Source organism: Mesorhizobium sp. Primo-A (assembly GCF_003997175.1).
GTDB lineage: Bacteria > Pseudomonadota > Alphaproteobacteria > Rhizobiales > Rhizobiaceae > Mesorhizobium > Mesorhizobium ciceri.
Window position 1 is genome coordinate 24,857 of the sequence record NZ_RZTG01000021.1, and the last position, 20,119, is coordinate 44,975.

The 20,119-nt window shown below is 62.8% G+C and carries 18 protein-coding genes; 9 read left to right on the forward strand and 9 right to left on the reverse strand.

Translation table 11 applies throughout. The features are described from left to right. Window positions 1-46: 46 nt before the first annotated feature. Together EOC83_RS29310 and EOC83_RS29315 are read right to left on the reverse strand one after the other, a co-directional pair. Window positions 47-2,503 (reverse strand): penicillin-binding protein 1A, encoded by a 2,457-nt coding sequence (locus tag EOC83_RS29310; RefSeq protein WP_013531366.1) that lies wholly within the window; start codon window positions 2,501-2,503, stop codon window positions 47-49. A 213-nt stretch (window positions 2,504-2,716) separates the two neighbouring features. Continuing rightward, the gene (locus EOC83_RS29315) at window positions 2,717-3,979 is read right to left on the reverse strand and encodes an N-acetylmuramoyl-L-alanine amidase (protein ID WP_063168091.1); all 1,263 of its coding nucleotides are present in this window, start codon (window positions 3,977-3,979) and stop codon (window positions 2,717-2,719) included. A gap of 654 nt (window positions 3,980-4,633) precedes the next feature. Here EOC83_RS29315 and EOC83_RS29320 point away from each other — a divergent pair. Next, on the forward strand, window positions 4,634-7,582 hold the full coding sequence (locus EOC83_RS29320) for a ribonuclease E/G (protein WP_063168092.1): 2,949 nt from the start codon (window positions 4,634-4,636) through the stop codon (window positions 7,580-7,582). Window positions 7,583-7,754: 172 nt separating this feature from the next. On the opposite strand, the gene EOC83_RS29325 is transcribed toward EOC83_RS29320, so the two are convergent. After that, on the reverse strand, window positions 7,755-8,702 hold the full coding sequence (locus EOC83_RS29325; protein WP_013531363.1) for a glutaminase: 948 nt from the start codon (window positions 8,700-8,702) through the stop codon (window positions 7,755-7,757). Between the two features lie 4 nt (window positions 8,703-8,706). Further along, window positions 8,707-9,855: an aminotransferase class I/II-fold pyridoxal phosphate-dependent enzyme gene (locus tag EOC83_RS29330; RefSeq protein WP_063168093.1), complete on the reverse strand. Its 1,149-nt coding sequence runs from the start codon at window positions 9,853-9,855 to the stop codon at window positions 8,707-8,709. A gap of 145 nt (window positions 9,856-10,000) precedes the next feature. Between EOC83_RS29330 and EOC83_RS29335 the strand changes: the two genes are divergently transcribed. From EOC83_RS29335 to aat, 6 genes are all read left to right on the forward strand, one after another. Continuing rightward, a complete protein-coding gene (locus EOC83_RS29335; protein ID WP_013531361.1) occupies window positions 10,001-11,395 on the forward strand; it encodes a M48 family metalloprotease in 1,395 nt (464 codons plus the stop codon). Between the two features lie 61 nt (window positions 11,396-11,456). Continuing rightward, window positions 11,457-12,260 carry a DsbA family protein gene (locus EOC83_RS29340; protein WP_013531360.1) on the forward strand — a complete coding sequence of 268 codons (804 nt, stop codon included), beginning with the start codon at window positions 11,457-11,459 and terminating at the stop codon, window positions 12,258-12,260. A gap of 149 nt (window positions 12,261-12,409) precedes the next feature. Further along, complete coding sequence (gene aroQ / locus EOC83_RS29345) at window positions 12,410-12,844, forward strand: type II 3-dehydroquinate dehydratase (protein ID WP_013531359.1); 435 nt, start codon at window positions 12,410-12,412, stop codon at window positions 12,842-12,844. A 26-nt stretch (window positions 12,845-12,870) separates the two neighbouring features. Further along, the gene (gene accB / locus EOC83_RS29350; RefSeq protein WP_013531358.1) at window positions 12,871-13,329 is read left to right on the forward strand and encodes an acetyl-CoA carboxylase biotin carboxyl carrier protein; all 459 of its coding nucleotides are present in this window, start codon (window positions 12,871-12,873) and stop codon (window positions 13,327-13,329) included. Between the two features lie 10 nt (window positions 13,330-13,339). Next, window positions 13,340-14,683, forward strand: a complete 1,344-nt coding sequence (gene accC, locus EOC83_RS29355) for an acetyl-CoA carboxylase biotin carboxylase subunit (RefSeq protein ID WP_063168094.1) — start codon at window positions 13,340-13,342, stop codon at window positions 14,681-14,683. 12 nt (window positions 14,684-14,695) lie between these two features. Continuing rightward, complete coding sequence (aat, locus tag EOC83_RS29360) at window positions 14,696-15,313, forward strand: leucyl/phenylalanyl-tRNA--protein transferase (protein WP_024503883.1); 618 nt, start codon at window positions 14,696-14,698, stop codon at window positions 15,311-15,313. 9 nt (window positions 15,314-15,322) lie between these two features. Here the strand turns inward: aat and EOC83_RS29365 are convergent, their stop codons facing one another. From EOC83_RS29365 to EOC83_RS29375, 3 genes are all read right to left on the reverse strand, one after another. Next, window positions 15,323-15,709, reverse strand: a complete 387-nt coding sequence (locus tag EOC83_RS29365; protein ID WP_024503882.1) for a hypothetical protein — start codon at window positions 15,707-15,709, stop codon at window positions 15,323-15,325. Between the two features lie 75 nt (window positions 15,710-15,784). Further along, window positions 15,785-16,375 (reverse strand): DUF2155 domain-containing protein, encoded by a 591-nt coding sequence (locus EOC83_RS29370; RefSeq protein ID WP_013531354.1) that lies wholly within the window; start codon window positions 16,373-16,375, stop codon window positions 15,785-15,787. A gap of 123 nt (window positions 16,376-16,498) precedes the next feature. After that, complete coding sequence (locus EOC83_RS29375; protein WP_013531353.1) at window positions 16,499-16,897, reverse strand: NADH:ubiquinone oxidoreductase subunit NDUFA12; 399 nt, start codon at window positions 16,895-16,897, stop codon at window positions 16,499-16,501. Between the two features lie 255 nt (window positions 16,898-17,152). Here EOC83_RS29375 and panB point away from each other — a divergent pair, with 255 nt between their 5' ends. Both panB and panC read left to right on the forward strand, forming a co-directional pair. Beyond that, window positions 17,153-17,968 carry a 3-methyl-2-oxobutanoate hydroxymethyltransferase gene (panB, locus tag EOC83_RS29380; RefSeq protein ID WP_032808013.1) on the forward strand — a complete coding sequence of 272 codons (816 nt, stop codon included), beginning with the start codon at window positions 17,153-17,155 and terminating at the stop codon, window positions 17,966-17,968. After that, on the forward strand, window positions 17,965-18,816 hold the full coding sequence (panC, locus tag EOC83_RS29385; RefSeq protein WP_063168095.1) for a pantoate--beta-alanine ligase: 852 nt from the start codon (window positions 17,965-17,967) through the stop codon (window positions 18,814-18,816). Before panB ends, panC begins: the two co-directional genes overlap by 4 nt. A 37-nt stretch (window positions 18,817-18,853) precedes the next feature. Here the strand turns inward: panC and EOC83_RS29390 are convergent, their stop codons facing one another. Beyond that, window positions 18,854-19,270 carry a hypothetical protein gene (locus EOC83_RS29390; RefSeq protein ID WP_082826463.1) on the reverse strand — a complete coding sequence of 139 codons (417 nt, stop codon included), beginning with the start codon at window positions 19,268-19,270 and terminating at the stop codon, window positions 18,854-18,856. Window positions 19,271-19,297: 27 nt separating this feature from the next. After that, window positions 19,298-19,996, reverse strand: a complete 699-nt coding sequence (locus EOC83_RS29395) for an AIM24 family protein (RefSeq protein ID WP_027160398.1) — start codon at window positions 19,994-19,996, stop codon at window positions 19,298-19,300. Window positions 19,997-20,119 lie beyond the last annotated feature (123 nt).

Genomic DNA, 20,119 nt, shown 5'->3' on the forward strand with positions numbered 1-20,119 from the left:
GCAAAATGGGCCGGCCCAAGGCCAGCCCATCCGCCCCTGAAAATCGTCAGTAGAGGCCGCCGCCGCCGGACTGGATAGCCTGATTGGCTTGCGGCGACAGCGCGCCACCGGTGGCATTTGAGCCGTCGGCGCCCATGCCGATCACCCAATAGCTGTCGGCGGGACCGGTGCCCGGCTTGAAGGCTTCGATGATGGTGCCGGGATCGCCCGATGCGGCACGCATGCCGGTCTTGCGATTGATGGCGACCAGGTTCATGCCTTCCGGCACCTTGAAGTCGACATTGGGCGTGCCGTCCAGCGCCACTCGCATGAAGTCCTTGAAGATCGGGGCTGCGAGACCGCCACCGGTGGCGCCATGGCCGAGGCCGCGCGGCGTGTCATAGCCCATGTAGAGGCCGACGACGAGGTTGGGCGTGTAACCGATGAACCAGGCGTCCTTTTCATCGTTGGTCGTTCCGGTCTTGCCGGCGATGTGACGGCCGAGTTCGCCGATGGTGGCGCCGGTGCCGCGCTGCACGACGCCTTCCATCATCGAGGTGATCTGGTAGGCGGTCATCGGGTCGAGCACCTGCTCGGAATTGTCGACCAGCTCCGGCTCCGGCTGGTTCTGCCATTCCTGCGCATTGCAACCCTGGCAGCCACGTTCGTCCTGCTTGAACACCGTCTTGCCGTAGCGGTCCTGGATGCGGTCGATGAGCGACGGTTTGATCGACTTGCCGCCATTGGCCATGATCGAATAGGCCGACACCATGCGCATCACGGTGGTTTCGCCGGAACCCAGCGCCATTGGCAGATAGGGTGCCAGATGGTCGTAGACACCGAAGCGCTCGGCATATTCGACCACCAGCTTCATCCCCATGTCATTGGCAAGCCGCACCGTCATCAGGTTGCGCGACTTCTCGATGCCGGAGCGCAGGGTCGCCGGACCGGCGACGGTGCCGTCATAGTTCTTCGGCGTCCAGCTCGTGTTGCCGCTCTGGATCGTGATCGGCCCGTCCATGATGACCGAGGCCGGCGTATAGCCATTGTCGAGCGCTGCCGAATAGACGATCGGCTTGAACGAGGAGCCCGGCTGGCGCATGGCTTGCGTGGCGCGGTTGAATTCGGACTGCGCATAGGAGAAGCCGCCGACCATGGCCAGCACGCGGCCGGTGTGCGGGTCCATGGCGATCAGGCCGCCTTCCACTTCGGGCACCTGGCGCAGGCTGTAGGTGCCCTCGGCACCATCGTTTTTCTGCACGAAGATGACGTCGCCCGGCTTCAGCACCTCCGCCGGCGACTTGGCCTTGACGGTCTTGCCGGCGACCACATGGCGCATGGCAAAACCCATGTCCTCCTTGCTGATAGTGCCTTCGACGCGCTCCTTGACGATCTCGCCCGACGCCTGCCGTGCGGGCTGCAGGCCGATCGACAGGCCGGTCGCCGAACTGTCGAGCACGACGGCGAGCGACCATTCGGGAACATCCTCCAGTCCCTTGACGGCGCCAAGCGGCACGCCCCAGTCGCCCGAGACATCGATCGATGTCACCGGCCCGCGATAGCCGCGCAGCGTGTCGTATTTCATCAACCCGTTCTGCATCGATTTGCGGGCAATGAGCTGGATCTTCGGATCGAGCGTGGTGCGGACGGAGAGGCCGCCTTCGTAGAGCGCATTCTCGCCGTAGCGGGCGATGATCTGGCGGCGCACCTCTTCGGTGAAGTACTCGCCGGCGAACAGATAGGTGCCGCTGCGCCGCGGCGTCACGCCCAGCGGCTCGGCCTTGGCCTTGTTGCCTTCCTCACGCGTGACATAGCCGTTCTCGACCATCTGATCGATGACCCAGTTGCGGCGCTCGATCGCGCGATCGGCATGCTTGAAAGGGTGATAGTTGTTCGGCCCCTTGGGCAGGGAGGCCAGGTAGGCGGCCTCGGCCACGGACAGTTCGTTGACCGATTTGTCGAAATAGGTCAGCGCCGCGCCGGCGACGCCATAGGCGCCGAAGCCGAAGAAGATTTCGTTGAGGTAGAGCTCGAGAATGCGATCCTTGGGATAGGCCTGCTCGATGCGGAAGGCGAGGATCATCTCCTTGATCTTGCGCTCGTAGGTCTGGTCCGAGGACAACAGGAAGTTCTTCGCCACCTGCTGGGTGATCGTCGAGGCGCCGACCTGGCGCCGGCCCGAGCCGAAATTCTGCAGGTTGACGATGATGGCGCGGCCGAGGCCGGTCACATCGATGCCCGGGTGATTGTAAAAATTCTTGTCTTCCGCCGACAGGAAGGCCGCCTTGACGCGGTCCGGAATGGCCTGGATCGGCAGATACAGGCGCCGTTCGCGCGCATATTCGGCCATCAGCGCGCCGTCGGACGCATGGATGCGGGTGGTCACCGGCGGCTCGTATTTGGCCAGTACCTCGTAGTCGGGCAGATCCTTCGACAAATGGCCGATGTAGATCGCAACGCCCGCCGCGACCAGAAGGGCCAGCGTCGTGCCGATGCCGAAAAAATAGCCAATGAGACGAATCATACCCGCTCCAGTCCTTGGTTCGGGAATTTCCTAAACGAAGCCGCCTTTCACGCAAGCTTTCGAGCCGGTCCCAATCCGTAATCGAAAACCCTTGTCGCCGCCATGTGGACAAAATACGGCAATGCCTGATTTCACGGCTGCTGGCCGGAAATAAAAGCACTGGGTGTTGTCGTCGCGCAACGCCGCCTCTGGTTGCAGGCGTCGCCGGTCATGTCAACCTCCGGTTCCCGATCCGGCCTTGGCCGACGCGAACAGCGCGACGGCGTTGGTTATGCTCTGGGCCGCCTTGCCGCGCCAGTCGGCGTTGAGCAACTGCGCCTCGTCCTTGGCGTTCGAGAGATAACCGAGTTCGACCAGCACCGACGGCACATCGGGTGCCTTGAGCACCTTGAAACCCGCGGAGCGCTGCGGATTGTTGATAAGACCGACGCTGGTCGACAACTGGCCAACCAGCGTGTGGGCGAAACTCATCGAGAAGTTGTGTGTTTCGCGGCGGATCAGGTCGATCAGGATGTCGGTGACTTCCTTGTTGTCGTTCTTGATTTCCATGCCGGCGAACTGGTCGGAGAGGTTCTCACGGTCGGCAAGCGCCTGCGCCTCGGGGTCCGAAGCCTTGTCGGAGACGGTATAGACGGTGGCGCCGCGAATGCCCTTGACGCTGATCGTGTCGGCATGGATCGAAATAAGCAGGTCGGCCTCATGCTGACGGGCAATGCGCACGCGGTCGTCCAGACGCAGGAATTCGTCTGTGTCGCGCGTCATGAACACATCATAATTGCCGACGGCCGCGAGTTTGTCGCGCAGCTCCGTGGCGAAGGCCAGCGTGACGTTTTTTTCGATGGTGCCGTTCAGGCCCTCGGCACCGCCGTCGATGCCGCCATGGCCGGGGTCGATGACGACGGTGAACCGATGGCCCGGATTGGAGACCGGCCCGGTGCCGACCCGCCCTCCCTTGTCGGTCGAAACGGTCGATCCGGTGGTCAGCGCCTGATTGGCAAGTGCGGCATCGAACTCGCGTTCGGATGCCGCCGACATGTCGATGGCAATGCGGTAGCCGGTTCCGTCCTCGTTCTTGAGCACGTCGAGCTTGTCGACGGCAAAGGGTCCCTTGCCGGTGAGGATCAGACGCGAAACGCCCTCGCCGAGTTCGCCCAGGCGCACGCCCTTGACCAGGCCCCGCGCCTTCAAATCCTTGGCATCCACGGCGAATCTCGTATTCGCGAGATCGATGACAAGACGGTTGGGACCACGCAGCAGGAACCATTTGATATCGGGTTCGCGGTCGAAATCCATGACGATGCGCATCTTGGTGGCATCGCCGGCCATCTTGTAGCCTTTTGCCACGAGCGGAGCGTCGGCGGCACTGGCATTTGAGGACAAGACGGATGAGGCCGCCAGCAGCAGCAAGAGGCAGAAAGCGGCCAGGATCCGGCCGCCGACACGACATCCCTTGTCTGTGAAGTCCGCCAATCCCATCTCTCTTGCAGTCGCTCCCGGTTTGGCGCCCGGCGCCCGGTCGTTTCGTCGAAATGCCGGTTAGGCCGCGAACTCGATTAACGATTGGTATCCAGAGAAGGTTAACCAAGCCTTTTCATGCAGGGCCGCAAGCCTGGCTTTACGCTACGGAACGGCTTTTTGCCGGCATCGGAAATCGGGGTTGCCATCCACCCCGCCAAATCATAAAAGCGATGGTGGATCACTGCAATCCTGGAACCGCCCTCCTCCGCAGCTTCTTGCTACAGGGTCAGACGTAAAGGCGGCTCCTTTCGCTTCAGGCGAAAAGGGTTCAGGTGATCGCGACGAATTTCGCAGGCGTGCTCCCGTGGCGGGGGAATCGCCTGCGTGAGGAAAACGGCCGGGTTTGTTCCCGTGCCGGCTCTGTATGAGCAAACAAGCTGGTCCGGTTCGTCCGGGCTTTGGTTCAAAAGGTTCTGTTGGTGACGATGGCTTCAAGCGCAATCATGGAAAGGTCCGCATCAAACCGCGCCATTATGGCTGCGGGCGGCACCGCCATGGCGCTCAAGCGGCGGCCGACGGACGTTCAAATATCCGGCACCCACATTCCAGACACGCAGCAGCAGGCTTTGCCTCGCAAGCTGCGGCTGACGGCTGCCGGGGGGAAACGAAATAATGCCCAACAAAATGCTGATAGACGCCTCCCACCCGGAGGAAACACGCGTTGTCGTCATACGCGGTAACCGTATTGAAGAATTCGACTTTGAATCCCAGGACAAGAAGCAGCTCAAAGGAAACATCTACCTAGCCCGCGTAACGCGCGTAGAGCCCTCCCTTCAGGCAGCCTTTGTCGAATATGGCGGCAACCGTCACGGTTTTCTCGCCTTCAGTGAAATCCACCCCGATTACTACCAGATTCCGGTCGCCGATCGTCAGGCACTGCTGCGCGCGGAAGCGCAGGAGGCTGAGGACGAGGAGAACGAGGACGGCGACGGCGATGATCGCCAGAGCCGCGATCGCGGACGGCGCGGCCGCAGGCGCGGCGGCAAGCCCCGCGACCGGGGCGAGCACAAGCGCGATGCAGCCGATTCCGGCGAGGCGAGCGACGCTGCCGACGAGGCAGAAGAAGGTGCCGACGCTGGTGTCGAGGACATCTCGCACACGTCCGAGATCATTGAACATGCGGCTGATTCGTCCGAACATGCCGATGCGTCCGAGCATGGCGAGGATTCGGCCGAGCAGGACGAAGGCGAAATCCGCGAAGGCGGCCCGACGTCGATCGCCGCCTCGGTCGAGGCCGATGTGATTTCCGAAGCCGTCCCGCTGGCCGAACAAGGCAGCGAAGCGACCTCCGGCGACAATGATCGCGGCATGCTGGAAGAAGTGCAGTCCTCGCATCCGGACGATCACGAGGTCGAATCGGTCGGCGCCGAGGATGCGCTGGAAGAAGTGCGCAACCGCCGCAAGCCGGTGCGCCGCCAGTACAAGATCCAGGAAGTGATCAAGCGCCGGCAGATCCTCCTGGTGCAGGTCGTCAAGGAAGAGCGCGGCAACAAGGGCGCGGCGCTGACCACCTATCTGTCGCTGGCCGGCCGCTATTCGGTGCTGATGCCGAACACGGCGCGTGGCGGCGGCATTTCGCGCAAGATCACCAGCGCGGTCGACCGCAAGCGGCTCAAGGAGGTCGTCGCCGATCTCGAAGTGCCGCAGGGCATGGGCGTCATCCTGCGCACCGCCGGCGAGAGCCGCACCAAGGCAGAGATCAAGCGCGACTACGAATATCTGATGCGGCTTTGGGAAAATGTCCGCAATCTCACCTTGCAGTCCACGGCCCCTGCCCTGGTCTACGAGGAAGGCAGCCTGATCAAGCGCTCGGTGCGCGACCTCTACAACAAGGATATCGACGAGATTCTTGTCTCCGGCGAGGAAGGCTACCGCGAGGCCAAGGACTTCATGCGCATGCTGATGCCGAGCCACGCCAAGGTGGTTCAGCCGTTCCGCGACACGACGCCGATCTTCGTGCGCAACGGCATCGAGGCACAGCTCGACCGCATGCTGCAGCCGCAAGTGACGCTGAAGAGCGGCGGCTACATCATCATCAACCAGACCGAAGCGCTGGTTGCCATCGACGTGAATTCGGGCCGCTCCACCAAGGAGCACTCGATCGAGGACACCGCGCTCCACACCAATCTGGAAGCGGCCGAGGAAGTCGCGCGTCAGCTAAGGCTGCGCGATCTTGCCGGCCTGATCGTCATCGACTTCATCGACATGGAGGAGAACCGCAACAACCGCTCCGTCGAGAAGCGGCTGAAGGATCACCTCAAGAACGATCGTGCGCGCATCCAGGTCGGCCGTATCTCGCATTTCGGCCTGATGGAGATGTCACGCCAGCGCATCCGCGCCAGCGTGCTGGAATCGACCATGAAGCCTTGCCCGCATTGCGGCGGCACCGGCCATGTGCGCTCCGATTCGTCGGTCGCGCTGATGGTGGTGCGGGCGATCGAGGAATTCCTGCTCAAGGATTCGCGCAGCCACATCACGGTGCGGACGCCGGCGGCGACAGCACTCTACGTGCTCAACCACAAGCGCGGCACGCTGGTGGAACTCGAAAGCCGCTTCGGGCTGACGATCACCGTCGAGGCCGACGATTCGGTGGGTTCGCAGCACTATGCGATCTTCCGCGGCGCGTTGGCTGAAAAGCCGGAAGGCTTTGTCGAGGCGCGCAGCTTCCCGGCCTATGTCGAGCCGGACGAGCCCGAGGATGAGATTGCCGTCATCGAGGAAGACGACGAGGCGCCGATCCAGGCAGAACAGCCACGCCAGCAGCCGCAGCAACAGCAGCCGCGGCCCGCTGCCGGTGGTGAGGAAGGCGAAGGCCGCGACCGCAAGCGCCGCAAGCGTCGGCGTCGGCGTGGCGGCAAGGATCGCGATCGCGAACATGGCGCCCCTGCGGACGGTGCTTCCGTCTCGGCTCCGGCCGGCGAGTTTTCGGACTCGGACTCGGCCGCCGGAGATGGCGACGCGGAAGCGGACGACAATGCCCCTGTTGGTGTTTCCGAAACTCCTGCCACAGCTGAAGCTTCGGACGAAGGCCAGGGCAAGAAGCGCCGGCGCGGCAAGCGCGGCGGCAAGCGCAACCGCCGCGAAGACGGTGAAGGCGAGGCTGAGGCAAGTGCTGGCGAAGCAGCCGACGCGTCCGAAGGCGAAGTCTCGGCAACCGAGGTGATCGCCAGCGAGCCGGTGGTTACCGCAGCGGCCGAAGAGCCGGTGGTGCTTGCTCCGGCCAATGACGACGCGCCGAGCATGGAGAAGCCGAAGAAGCCACGCCGTGCCGCCAAGCCGAAGAAGGCCGCAGCCGAAATCGTCGCCGAAGAGCCGGCTGCCGAGGCGGAAGCACCGGTCGAGACGCCGGCCACGGCGTCCGACGAAGCAGCGGCTGTCGAGAAGGCACCGAAGGCCCGCCCGTCGCGGCGCAAGCCGGCGGCGGTGAATGCGCCGGTCGAGCCGGTGGTGTCTTCGACTGTAGCGGAAGAACCCGCGGCCAAGGCCGAGGACAAGACCGACGACAAGACCGACGACAAGCCGAAACGCGGCGGATGGTGGCAGCGGAAGGGCTTTTTCTAAGCCTTTCAGCCACCTGAGCTAGTTTGTTGACAAAAAATCCCGCGCCGTCTCGAAGACGGTGCGGGATTTTCTTATCTGGCGCTATTCCGGATCGCGAAAGGCTAAAACGCTTCCTTGATTTTTATGCATGTCGTTGTCCCAAAACCGCTCCGCACCTTTTGGGCGACATGCATCACGGCGCGAAGATCGACCAGTTCATCATCCTGGCCAGCTTTTCCAGCGCGATCGACCCCAGCTTGGAGTTGCCGTTGGCATTGAGGCCGGGCGACCAGACGGCAAGCGACGCCACGCCCGGCACGATGCCCAATATGCCGCCGCCGACGCCGCTCTTGCCGGGGATGCCGACGCGGAAGGCGAAATCGCCGGAGCCATCATAGTGACCGCAGGTCAGCATCATCGCGCCGATGCGGCGTGCCCGTTCGGCCGACACCACGGAATGCCCGGTCGCCGGGTTCTTGCCGCCATTGGCGAGAAAGCGGCCGGCGAGCGCCAGTTGCCGGCAACTCATTGCGATGGCGCAATGGTGGAAGTAGACGCCCAGCGCCAGCTCCGGCGCGTGGTGGAGATTGCCGAAGGATTTCATGTAGTTGGCAAGCGCGAAGTTGCGATAGCCGGTGGCCCGTTCGGACGCCGCGACCTCACGATCGATGATGATCGTTTCGTCGTCGGCGAGGAACTGGATGAAGCGCAGGATTTCGCCGATCGCCTCGCGCGGCTGGTGGCCGGCAAGCAGGATGTCGGAAATGACAATGGCGCCGGCATTGATGAACGGGTTGCGCGGAATGCCGTTCTCATGCTCGAGCTGCACGATCGAGTTGAATGGATTGCCTGACGGTTCGCGGCCTACCCGCTGCCAAAGCGCGTCACCGACATTGCCGAGCGCCAGTGTCAGCGTGAACACTTTCGAGATGCTCTGGATGGAAAATGCCTGGTCGGCATCGCCGGCCATCAGCACGCGGCCGTCATTGGTGACCGCCGCGATGCCGAACTTCTTCGGATCGACCTTGCCCAGCTGCGGAATGTAGGAAGCGACGTCGCCGCGATCGGTGCGCTCGGCCATTTCGGCGGCGACTTCGGCCAATGCCCGATCAAGTTTGGGGGCCTGTTCAAGTTCCGGCATGGTGCTACCTCAACCAGCGTTCGATGCGCACCATTGCCTCGACCATGTCGTCGTGGCTGCCGGCGTAGGAGAAACGCATGGTCCGGTGCCCAGCCTGAGTGTCGAAGTCGCGGCCGGGCGTTGCTGCAACATGCGCCTCGGCCAGCATCTTTCGCGCGAAGGCCATGCTGTCATTGGTATGCCTGGTGACGTCACAGAACGCATAAAAGGCGCCGTCCATGGGCGCCGCCAGCGGAAAGCCGAGTTCCGGCAGGCGTTTCATCAAGAGCTCGCGATTCCAGGCGTAGCGGCCTTTTACCGCCTCCAGTTCCTCGGTCGCCCTGAACGCTTCGATCGCGGCAATCTGCGATAGCTCCGGCGGCGAGATGTAGAGGCTCTGGGCGACGCGCTCGACCGGCCGCACCAGTTCCTGCGGCAGCACCATCCAGCCGATTCGCCAGCCGGTCATGCAGTAATATTTGGAGAAGGAATTGATCACCGTCACATCGCCGCCATAGGCAAGTGCCGTGGTGTCGGGGGCGGCATAGGCCAGCCGGTGATAGATTTCGTCGGAGATGACGGCGATGCCGAGGTCCTGTGCCGTCCTTACCAGAGCCGCCAGTTCATCGGCTGGTATGACCGCGCCGGTTGGATTGGCGGGACTGGCGAAGAGAACGCCTTTCAGCGGCTTTTCACGATGCGCGGCTTCCAAATGGCCGGCATGCAGGTAGGCGGCGTCGCCGAGCTCGATCTCGACCACCTCTATGCCGAGTGCGGCCATGATGTTGCGGTAGGCAGGGTAACCGGGTGCCGCGATGGCGACGCGGTCACCCCGATCGAACATCGCCAGGAAGGCAAGATTGAAGGCGGCCGGCGATCCGGTGGTCACCGCGATCCGGCCGGGCTCGATATCAAGCCCATAGTGATCGGCGTAGTGTCCGGCTATCGCCTTGCGCAAACCTGCCAGTCCGAGCGCGTCGGTGTAGCCGATGCGCCCATCCTGCAGCGCCTTGGCTGCTGCGGCGCGAACCAGAACCGGTGCGGGATCGGAGGGTTGGCCGACGGCCATCGAAACAACCGGCACGCCCTGGGACTTCAGCCGGTTTGCCTCTGCCAGAATGTCCATCGCATGGAAGGGCTCGACATTGCCGCGGCGTGAGAGCGAAACGACCATTTAACCAGTATTCCCGATGACTGACGGCGCCAGGCACTGGCGCATGTGCCGCACAAATGCCCGATTGATGTGAGGATCACAAGTTGAGGAAGTTTCCGGCGCCGACTTTTCATCTTTCGCCCGCTCGTCTACCAGTGGACACATCATGTTGAGCCGACCCAGATCGACGATTGCCCAGGCAGCGCGCGTCTTCGCGACGCTTTCGCTTGGCGTTGCCGTTGCAATGTCGAGCTCGGTCAGCGCCTTCGCCCAGAACGTGCCGGTGGTGCGCGACGCCGAGATCGAGGCGCTGGTGCGCGATTACGCGCGGCCGATCTTCAGGGCGGCCGGCCTGGCGAATGACGGCATCGACATCGTCCTGGTCAACGACCAGAGTTTCAACGCCTTCGTCACCGGGCGTCGGCTGTTCATCAACACCGGCGCGCTGATGACGGCTGAAACGCCCAACGAGATCATCGGCGTCATCGCGCACGAAGCCGGTCATATTGCCGGCGGCCACCAGCAGAAGCTGCGCGACCAGCTCGAACGAGCCAAGACGATGGCCGTCATCGCGACATTGCTTGGCGCCGGCGCCATTGTCGCCGGTGCCACAACCAGCAGCCGCGGTCTCGCCGGCGCCGGCATGGGCGTGGCTGCCGGCGGCGGCGAAATGGCACAGCGCAGCATCCTCGCCTATCAGCGCACCGAGGAGATGACGGCCGACCGCTCGGCGATCACCTATCTCAACGCCACCGGCCAGTCCGGCATGGGCATGCTGAAGACATTCCGCCGCTTCCAGACCGCACTTTCGCTTTCGGGCGCCCAGGTCGATCCGTATCGGATCAGCCATCCGATGCCGCAGGACCGCATCGCCAATCTCGAAGTGCTGGTGAAACAGGACCCCAATGTCGACAGGCCGGACCCGCCCGCGCTGCAGCAGCGCCATGACATGATGCGGGTGAAGATCGCCGTTTACATGGAAGGCCAGGCGGCCGCGTCCCGGCTGATGCGAAAGATGCAAGGAACCCTCGCCGCCCAGTACGGCGACGCCCAGTCGACCTACCTGTTCGGCAACATCGCCGCCGCCCTCGCCAAGACCAATGCACTGATCAAAGCGCAACCGAAGAATGCCTACTTCCAGGAACTGCGCGGCGACATCCTGATGAAAGCCAACAAACCCAAGGAAGCCGCGGACGCCTATGCCAAGGCGGTCAGCCTCGATTCGGCTCGGTCCGGTCTGCTGCCAGTGTCCGTGGGCCAGGCGCTGATGGCCGTCGGCACGCCCGACTCCCTCAAAAAAGCCGTCGTGCAGATCAACAATGGCCTCGGTCGCGACAAGGAAAATTCAGCCGGATATCGCTATCTGGCGCAGGCCTATGGCGAGTTGGGCGACATACCTGGCGCTGAACTTGCCACCGCTGAAAGCCATTTCTATTCCGGCAACTACAAGGATGCGAAGATTTTCGCCATGCGGGCGCAGCAGCAGATGAAACGCGGCGAGCCGCGCTGGCTTCGCGCCCAGGATATCATAAACTACAAGCCATCAACCAAGATCAAGTGAACCTTCCGGCCCCGCGCCACGACATAGCCAGACCGGAAAACAGGCAGAAGGAACAGGAACGATGAAAAAGGCACTGCTGCTGGGCACCACGGGGGTTGCGGTCGCTCTGGCCATGCTGGCTTTCGGATTCGTTGCCGGAAACCCGCAGATCGCCAAGGCCGGGACCGCACAGCCGGTCGAGACGGCGGCGGCCGATACCAAGATCGACCGCACCGAGGTCGAAGGCATCATCCGCGACTATTTGTTGAAAAACCCGGAAGTTCTTCTGGAGGTCCAGGACGCGCTTGAGGCCAAGCAGAAGGAAGAGCAGCGCATCGCTCATCTCGGCGTGATCAAGGATGCCAAGGACCAGATTTTCAACTCCGCCTTCGACGGCGTCGTCGGCAATCCGACCGGCAAGGTCACCATCGTCGAGTTCTACGACTATAATTGCGGCTTCTGCAAACGTGCCATCGACGACATGAAGGCGCTGACCAAGACCGATCCGGACCTGCGTTTCGTGCTCAAGGAATTCCCCATCCTCGGACCGGATTCGCAGAAGGCGAGCGTGGTCTCGATGGCCTTCCACCTGATGCACCCGGAAAAGTACGGCGAGTTCCACAATGCGTTGCTCGGCGGTCAGGGACGCGCCACCGAGGCGGCGGCCATGAAGGTCGCGCTGTCGCTCGGCGCCGACGAAGCGGCGCTGCGCGAGAAGATGAAGGACCCGACAATCAACGAGGCCCTCGCCAAGACCTACGATCTTGCCAACAAACTGGCGATCACCGGAACGCCGTCCTATGTCGTCGGCAACGAGGTGGTGTTCGGGGCGCTCGGGCAGGAAGTGCTGGCTGAAAAGATCGAGGCGGCGAAAGCCGCGCTCTGATCTTGCTCGCCAGCTATCTCTCACTGGCACATTTCCGCCTGTTGTGGACAGTGAAAGAACGCACTTGCGCTCTTTCCGCGGGCGGCTATGCCCATTATAGAGGGCCCAGCGCGCCGGCTTGATGACGGCGCCGGGAAAGGTCGGCTTTTTTGAAAACGGTTTTCGTCCTGAACGGTCCCAATCTCAACGCGCTCGGCAAGCGCGAGCCGGGCATCTATGGCGGCAAGACGCTTGCCGCGATCGCCGACGACTGCAAGCAGGCAGGCACGGCGCTGGGGTTCGAGATCGATTTCCGCCAGTCGAACCATGAGGGCGACCTTGTCGACTGGATTCAGGAAGCCGGCGACAAGGCTGTCGGCATCGTCATCAACCCGGGCGCCTACAGCCACACCTCGATTGCCATCCACGACGCCATCCGCGCCGTCGCACCATTGCCGGTGGCCGAAGTTCATCTTTCCAACATCCATGCGCGGGAACCATTCCGCCACGTCTCCATGGTCGCGCCGGTCGCCGTCGGCATGATCTGTGGCTTTGGGCCGCTCGGCTATACGCTGGCGCTACAGGCGCTGGCCGCACGCCTATGACCGGCCAACAAACAGAAGGCTCGAAAATGTCGATAAAGAAGACCGGTGTTGACCAGCAACTGATCCGCGATCTGGCGGGCATACTGAACGACACCAATCTCACCGAGATCGAGGTTGAACTGGGCGACCTGAAGGTGCGCGTCTCGCGGCAGGCGCCGGCCGTTCATGCAATCGCGGCGCCGCAACCGGCCTATGCGCCGGCAGCAGCGCAGGCTGCCGCCGTTGCCGTGCCTGTGGTGGCGGACCTTTCCAAGAATGCGGTCACCTCACCGATGGTCGGCACGGCCTATTTGGCTCCGTCGCCGGACGCCAAGGCATTCATCGAAGTCGGCCAGAAGGTCAAGGAAGGCCAGACGCTGCTGATCATCGAAGCAATGAAGACGATGAACCAGATCCCCTCGCCACGCGCCGGCACGGTGACCGCGATCCTTTTCGAGGATTCGCAGCCGGTCGAATATGGCATGCCGCTCGTCGTGATCGAGTAGAGCGGGCCTGATGTTTCAGAAGATCCTCATCGCCAATCGCGGCGAAATCGCCCTCCGGGTACTGCGCGCCTGCAAGGAACTCGGCATCCAGACGGTGGTGGTGCATTCGACCGCCGATGCCGACGCCATGCATGTGCGGCTCGCGGACGAGAGCGTCTGCATCGGTCCGCCGCCATCGCGCGACAGCTATCTCAACATCCATCAGATCGTTGCGGCCTGCGAAATCACCGGCGCCGACGCCGTGCATCCGGGCTACGGCTTCCTGTCGGAGAACGCCAAGTTCGCCGACATACTGGCCGCGCACAACATCACCTTCATCGGTCCGTCCGGCGACCATATCCGCATCATGGGCGACAAGATCGAGGCCAAGCGAACCGCCAAGCGCCTCAGCATTCCGGTTGTGCCCGGTTCGGACGGTGCCGTCACCGACCAAAAGGAAGCCAGGCGCATTGCCGCCGAGATCGGCTATCCCGTGATCATCAAGGCATCGGCCGGTGGTGGCGGGCGCGGTATGAAGGTAGCGCTTACCGAGGCCGACCTTGAGGTCGCCTTGCAAACGGCGAGCACGGAAGCCGGTGCGGCCTTCGGCGACGATGCGGTCTACATCGAGAAATACCTGGAAAAGCCGCGCCATATCGAGGTGCAGGTGTTCGGCGACGGCTTTGGCCGCGGCGTGCATTTCGGCGAGCGCGACTGTTCCTTGCAGCGCCGCCACCAGAAAGTCTGGGAAGAGGCGCCCTCGCCGGCCCTCAATGCCGAAGAGCGCGCCCGTATCGGCGGCATCTGCGCCAAGGCGATCGCCGACCTCGGCTATTCCGGCGCCGGCACGATCGAGTTCCTCTACGAAAATGGCGAGTTCTATTTCATCGAGATGAACACGCGCCTGCAGGTCGAGCATCCGGTGACGGAAGCGATCACCGGCATCGATCTCGTGCATGAGCAGATCCGCGTCGCTTCCGGCGGCGGCCTCTCGGTGAAGCAGGAGGACATCAAGTTCAACGGCCACGCCATCGAATGCCGCATCAACGCCGAGGACCCACGCACCTTCACCCCCTCGCCCGGTACGATCACCCATTTCCACACACCGGGTGGTCTGGGCATCCGCGTCGATTCCGGCGTCTATTCCGGCTACAAGATCCCGCCCTATTACGACAGCCTGATCGGCAAGCTGATTGTACATGGGCGTAACCGCGTCGAGTGCATGATGCGCCTGCGCCGCGCCCTGGACGAGTTCGTCGTCGACGGTATCAAGACGACGCTGCCGCTGTTTCGCGATCTCGTCGGCAATGCCGACATCGCCAATGGCGATTATGACATCCACTGGCTGGAAAAATACCTGGCCAAGGAAGAGTAGCGCGGAGACGCGATGACCCGCCCCTACGCGCCCGGCTATCGCATCCCCACCGACCTGCTGCTCAAGGCCTACGCCTCGGGCGTCTTCCCAATGGCAGAAAGTGCCGGCGACCCGGAGGTGTTCTGGGTGCGGCCGGAGACACGAGGCATCATCCCGCTTGACGGCTTTCACACGCCGAAAAGTCTCTGGAAAACGATCAAGAAACATCCCTTCGACATCCGTTTCGATTTCGATTTCGAGGCGACCATCGACGGCTGCGCCGAAAAGCGCGCGGAGCGGCGCTCGACCTGGATCAATGCGCCGATCCGCGAAGCCTATATCGAGTTGCATCGGATAGGCCATTGTCATTCGGTCGAAGCGTGGCGTGAGGACCGGCTGGTCGGCGGCCTCTATGGCGTGTCGCTCGGCCGGGTGTTTTTTGGCGAGAGCATGTTCGCCAGAGAGACGGACGCTTCCAAGACCTGCCTCTTCTACCTCGTCGAGCGCTTGAAGGCGCGGGGCTTTGCTCTGCTTGATACGCAGTTCACCACCGAGCACCTCAAGCGGTTCGGCGCGGTCGACGTGCCGCGCGGCAAGTATGAGAAGATGCTCGCCGATGCGTTGAAGGGCGAGGCAATATTCTATCCCTGAGGATTGAGCCTACTTCCCGGTAGCGGCTTCCAATGGCGTCTGCGAATGGAACATCATCTTCCAGCCGTTGGCGCGATGGACGTAGCCGGTGCTGACCAGCGCGGCATAAGCCTCGCCATTCTCCCGTGTCGCACGCGCCTCGTAAGTCAGCATGATGATGTCGCTGCCCGGCTCGATAATGCCCTTGAGATCCATCTGCAGGTTGCGCCAGCGGTTGGGCTTGGCCGCGGTCTTGGCCAGATCCGCATTGTCCATCGCCTGTGCCATCTGCGGAAATGCCACCAGGCATTCGGTGTCGGCGTTGGCCGCGTAGTAGGCGGAGTCGCCCGTCCAGAATCCCTTTTCGAGTTCCAGCAATTCGGCCTTGCTAGCCGTGATCCGTTTGCTGTCTGACATCGGAAGATCCTCCTTACGCATGAATGTGCGCTCGTCCGTGGCCCAACGCATTGTGGCCAGGACGGTTCCGGGGGATCAGTTGGTGTCGGTAGTATCGGGTTCCGAAGCGTCCGGCTCCGTCACATCAGGCGTTGTGACGTCCGGAGTGGTCGCGGCTTCCGGTTTGGCTGCGGCGGGCTTGGGAGCCTCCGCTTTGGTTGCGTCAGCCTTGGCTCCGTCGGGCGCCGGCACATCCGACTTCTGCTTGCAGGCCTTCAGCCAGACGTCGTAGACGGCATGCTCGACGGCGTTGAGGCCGGGGCTTTCGGCAAACATCCAGCCGGTGAAGATGCGGCGGATCTTGCGGTCGAGCGTGATCTCGTCGACCTCGACGAAGGAATCGGTCTTCGGCGCCTCCGCCTGCGGCCGCGAATAGCAGACGCGCGGCGTCACCTGCAAAGCGCCGAACTGCACCGTCTCGTCGATATAGACATCGAAGGTGATGATCCGGCCGGTGATCTTGTCGATACCGGCAAACTCGGCAACGGCATTGGTAACCCGGTCCGCTCCCGCGGGCGGCGCCGGCGCGGGTGCCGCGGGCTCAGGCGAAGCGGCGAAGGCCACGGTGCTGACGGCAAGACCGGCGGCTAGCGCCAGACTGGCCGATATTGAGTAAGAAAAGCTCATGCAAAGATACCGGTGGTTCGCGCCCGGGTGATTCTGTCGATCGCCAAGGCTAGTCGCCGTTTTCTGATCAGCAAGCAGCTAAACACCAATTGTGGCGATAAAGGACCGGCTTGCACCCTGTCGCTACGACCCGGGTGTCCAGGCATCGTAGTCGCCGGTGACCTGCGGGCGATGCTGATTGGTGAGCACCGAGCCCTTCGGACGATAGGCCGCCGGGCTGCCGGTCAGATTGGGCTGATGCGGCTTCTGCCAGTCGCGTGGCTTGTAGTCCTCGCTGGACGGCGCGACGTCGACACGGTGGTGCATCCAGCCGTGCCAGCCGGGCGGTATCGCCGAAGCTTCCGAATAATTGCGGTAGATGACCCAGCGGCGCGTGCGGCCTTCCGAATCGATGCCGCCTTCGTAGTAAAAATTGCCGGTCTCGTCCTGGCCGACCTTCTTGCCATACCGCCACGTGTGCAGGCGGGTTCCTATCGTCTGGCTGTTCCACCAGGTGAAAAACTGCGTAAGGAAAGTCTTCATCTCAAAACCCTCGCGCCGGCAGCGCCCGTTTCCTGCTTATGGCGTCAGGCCTTGCCGAAGGCAAGGCTTTTGCCACGGCGTGTGCGCAAATGGCTTTCCTGAAACCCGACACAAGCCTGTGATCCTGCCGGTGGCTGCATGCACGCTTGCCAAGCCTTTGCGGTGTTTCTAAAGCTCTGCGCGCCCATGCTTGTATCCAGCCCGGCTTGAGGCCAAAGGAGGTGACGATTGGCCACGGAATTGCCGACCACCGACATGCGCATCAGCGCCGAGGCGATTCGCCACCGCAAGGGCGGCGCGCCGATCGTTTGCCTGACCGCCTATACCTATCCCATCGCCCGTCTGCTTGATCACCATGTCGATCTGCTTCTGGTCGGTGACAGTGTCGCCATGGTCCTCCACGGCCACAAGACGACACTGGGTGCCTCGCTGGAGATGATGATCGCACATGGGCAAGCCGTGATGCGCGGCTCGGCCAGTGCCTGCGTCGTCGTCGACCTGCCGGCTGGCAGCTATGAGGTCACGGCAGCACTTGCCGTCGCCTCGGCGCGGCGGGTCGTCGACGAAACCGGCTGCCAGGCGGTAAAGCTCGAAGGCGGCGTCGACATGGTTAGCCAGATCGCGGCCATCGTCGCCGCCGGCATTCCGGTCATGGGGCATATCGGCCTGCAGCCGCAATCGGTCGAGAAGGACGGCGGCTACAAGATCAAAGGCCGCACCGAGGAGGCTGTTGCGGCTTTGCTTCGCGATGCGCTCGCCGTCGAGAACGCCGGGGCTTTCTCGGTGGTCATCGAAGGCACGGTCGAGAGGGTCGCCGCCGATATCAGCCGCCGCCTCGCCATCCCAACCATCGGCATCGGCGCCAGCGGCGACTGCGACGGCCAGATCCTGGTCACCGACGACATGGTCGGGCTGACCGTCGATCGCGTGCCGAAATTCGTCAAGGAATACGCCGACCTGCGCAACGCGATCTCGCATGCCGCAAAGAGCTATGCAGCAGAAGTGCGAAACCGGACATTCCCGGGCCCCGGCCATGTCTTTTCGGCGACAAACAGCAGGGATGACGCATGAGCCAACCCGTCGTCGTCGATAGCGTTGCCGCACTTCGCACGCAAATCCATGACTGGCGCCGTGACGGCCTTCGTGTCGCCATGGTGCCGACCATGGGCGCTTTGCACGACGGGCACATCTCGCTGGTCAGGATCGCACTCGAAAAAGCCGAGCGCTGCGTCGTGTCGATCTTCGTCAACCCGACACAGTTCGCGCCGAGCGAAGACCTCGACAAGTACCCGCGCCAACTCGCCCGCGATCTCGACCGGCTCGGCGCGGCAAAGGCCGACCTTGCTTTCACACCGACGGTTGGCGAGATGTATCCCGCCGGCTTCGCCACGAAAATCTCGGTCGGCGGCCCCTCCGCCGGGCTCGAATCGGACTTTCGGCCGACCTTTTTCGAAGGCGTCGCCACCGTCGTGGCAAAGCTCCTCCTGCAGGCAACGCCCGACTTTGCGGTCTTCGGCGAGAAGGACTACCAGCAGCTTTGCGTGGTGAGACAGCTCTGCGGCGATCTCGACCTGCCCGTCGAGATCGTCGGCGCCCCGACGATACGCGACGCGCATGGTCTCGCCATGTCGTCACGCAACGCCTATCTCGATGAGGCCGAACTGAAGGTCGGCCGCCAACTCAACGTGATATTGCGCAAAACGGCTGCGGCCCTGGCGGCAGGCGCCCACCAAACCGACGCAACCGAAGAGGCCAGCCGCGACCTCATCGCCGCCGGTTTCCAGAAGGTCGACTATGTCGAGGCACGCGAAAGCCTGACGCTTGCGCCATGGCGTCGAAACCGCGAAGGGCGTCTTCTCGCAGCGGCATGGCTCGGCAAAACCAGGCTAATCGACAATGTGGGGGTTCCCGCTGCCTAGCGAAGGCTCGATCCTCCGCGGCGGATTGCTGCCGCGCCTAGCTCTCGCTCTTTTGCCGGCCGGCCCTGACGATCAGGTGTCCCGCGACGATCCCAACCACCCCGGCAAAGGCTTTCACCAATGCATCGATGAGGCGTGCATGGCGACCGGGATCAATGAGCTGAAGCAGTTCCAGCATGCCGGCGATCACAGCCACAAAGATCACCACTTGATACAGTCGGTTGGGGAAGCCGACCGCGAGGGCGAAGCCTAGCAGGACATAAGCCAAGGCACGCTCGACATTTGCTTCAGCGAGATGCGGCCGCATCTGGATCGGCGACAAGGTCGCGAAAATGATGATGGCGAGCAGCGCCAGCGCCGCAGTGCGGAACAATTTGGTCATGGCCCTTGCATATCCGTGGTGAGCCGGCACGGCAAACGCCGCGATGACGCATGGCCGGGTCGCGGCCGCCATTGCTGCCCGCCAGTGGCCTTCGCCGAACTATTCCTCCGTCGGCATATGCAGATACATCGACTGGATGCCGACACGGCCCGGTCCGGTGAATCGGTTGACGATGAAATTCATGTTGGCGCCGAAGAAGCCGCTCGACAGGCGATCGATCTTGGTCTCCATCCTGACCGAGGCATCCTTGAACAGCCAGCCGCCTGGTTCGATGTCGATGGTTTCGCCGGCGGCGAGCGTCTTTTCGAAGACGTTGCCATAGCCGTGCAGCCAGACGATGCCATCGCCGGAATCACCGCGAAAGCGGTCGATGAAAAAGCCGCTCTGGCCGAACAGCATCGTCGCCAGGCCGCGCACCCGTTCGAAGGTGTAGTCGACATTGCCGGTGGCGGCGAGAAACTGGTGCTCGCGCACCTGGATCTCTTCGCCGTGCCTGAGATGGATCGGCACGATGTGGCCCGGCCCATCGCGGCTGAAGGCAACGATGCCCGCCCCCGACGCCTCGGTGACGAAGATCTGCATGCCGGCCATCATCCGCTTCAGCGCGCCCTTCAGCGATTTCAGGCCGATGGTGATGGTGGAATTCTTCCACAAAAGGATGTGGTGCTCGAAATAGACCGGCATGCGCGTGACATCGACCGAAAGCACCGGCACCAGCTCGCCCGCTATATGATAGGTGACGCCGCCAAAGGTCTCGTCCGACACCTGTGTCGGCATCAGTTCCGGCAAGCTTGGCATGACGATTCCCCAAGCTGCCTCGCATGCCACCGGTCAAACACCGATCATGGCTGGGGTCAGCGGCCACAGCTTTGCGCTCGATATTTGCGCCGTCAAATGAAAGCCGTGTGCTCGAGGGTCCAC